Origin of the sequence: Flavobacterium sp. ARAG 55.4 (assembly GCF_051846875.1) — a bacterium.
GTDB classification, from domain to species: domain Bacteria; phylum Bacteroidota; class Bacteroidia; order Flavobacteriales; family Flavobacteriaceae; genus Flavobacterium; species Flavobacterium plantiphilum.
Window position 1 is genome coordinate 1 of record NZ_JBPYCT010000040.1, and the last position, 1,720, is coordinate 1,720.

The window sequence follows — 1,720 nt, forward strand, 5'->3', positions numbered from 1 at the left end:
TTTTATTTACTTTATACTAGCAATCTATTCTATTTTCCTAAAAAACTAGTGCTAAACACTAATACTATTGGTTCGAAGTAGGTGGTCTATTGGTTCGACCTACCAATACTATTGGTGTTAACTACCTCTATTATTAGTATGAAGTGAAACCGTTGTTATAAACAGTAAGCCTACAAACTTGGCAAGCAAAATTTATTCTTCGTAAAAATATTCATATGCATAACCTTCTAAATCTCCAGATAATTCATTTCCGTTTTCATCTCTTAACTCAAATATTTGTTGAAGTCCATTTCCTATCGACGTTCCTCCGTCTAATCCGACAAGTATTGTATAACAGACATCACGCAATGCTCCGTCAATTATTTTCTTCAGAGATTCATTATCTTCTGAATTTAGATCCAATTTCTTGATCAATTCTGCAACATCTGATTTTGGGGAATATTCTGCATAGGGAATAATCTTTCTTTCAAAATAAATGTCCATTAAAAATTCTTTTTCTTCATAAAAAGATTGTGCAAATTCTTTTGATGTCATTTTCTTTATAGTTGATTGGCTTATTAGTTATAACGTTTTGCTAGTAGGCGATGAGCGAGGCTAAGTAAGCGTAATTTTTGGTTAATCACTATTTTTACAAGTACAAAACTATCTTTAAATTAAGTCTAATTCTCGACTATTGCTTACTAGCGGTTGGCAGTAGTATTTTTATATAGTTTCAAATTTTCCGTTTCGATATTCAAACAATTTATTAGAAACTATATGATCTCCATGTTCATTGATTTCAATTATTTTTTTACTAAGCCTTTCTATGTTTTTACTGTCATTTTTTCCTGTAATAATTAATAAATCGCGAGAAGGTATTCCGATGACAATTTCTCCGTTAACATCAAAGTTTTCCTTATACCAAATGTCAAGTAAAATTAAACTTGATTCATAATTGCCGTCTACTAGTAATATGTAATAACCATTTTCTCCGTGTTTCTCAATTTCGATTGAGTTTGATAAATTTTGAATTGCAATTTTTCGCAGTTCTTCTATGTTTACATTTAGTTTTTCAAAATCTTCTTGAGTCAAATAATTTATATTTGTTTCTGTATCTTCAACATAAAAAATATAAAGTTCATTATTATACTTTTCGTAAGTATGATTTTTTTCAAATTCTGGATTTATTTCAATTATACTTTGAATAAATCTCTCATCTTTAATTACTGGTAAAACATCGCTGATTTTTAAAGTTTCTTTTGGATTATATAAACTATCAGTTGAGTTTAAATACTTTTCAAAGATTTCTTTAATGTCTTCTGGTTCTCTTAAATATTCCGAGTAACAATTGTCAAGAAAATGTTTGTATCCGTTTGAATTTTCAAATTCAGTTTGAATTTGAAGACCATTTATCGAATATATTTTTAAGCCTTCAACTTTTTGAATTAATCGTTTTGCAAATTCTTGAGAAAACTCAGTTTCGTTAAGCATATTTTTTAGATTATATTTTCTCGTTTCTATTCGGATAATATTACCGCCAACTTTTTTATAGGTCTTAAACAATCAGACTTATCATCTCAATTTTGGGTGGATAGGTCTGACAAGCATCAGACTTTATTTTCTCAAATATATAAATAAATCTTACAAATATTAAGTTTTTTATCAATTGCGTCTGGCTTTAGCCAGATGATTATAATTTGCAAAACAAAAAAGGCTTTAGCCGAAATCTAAATCAAGATTT

At 28.3% G+C, this 1,720-nt stretch carries 2 protein-coding genes; both read right to left on the reverse strand.

Annotated features, from left to right (window positions below):
- Positions 1-192: 192 nt before the first annotated feature.
- Positions 193-534 (reverse strand): hypothetical protein, encoded by a 342-nt coding sequence (locus ACSV4D_RS18090; RefSeq protein WP_439229390.1) that lies wholly within the window; start codon positions 532-534, stop codon positions 193-195.
- Positions 535-702: 168 nt separating this feature from the next.
- A complete protein-coding gene (locus ACSV4D_RS18095; RefSeq protein WP_439229391.1) occupies positions 703-1,470 on the reverse strand; it encodes a DUF1444 family protein in 768 nt (255 codons plus the stop codon).
- Positions 1,471-1,720 lie beyond the last annotated feature (250 nt).

Bases quoted from the DNA above. Each gene is read 5' to 3' on its own strand.
- ACSV4D_RS18090 (WP_439229390.1), bottom strand. From the start codon at position 534: ATGACATCAAAAGAATTTGCACAATCTTTTTATGAAGAAAAAGAATTT.
- ACSV4D_RS18095 (WP_439229391.1), bottom strand. From the start codon at position 1,470: ATGCTTAACGAAACTGAGTTTTCTCAAGAATTTGCAAAACGATTAATT.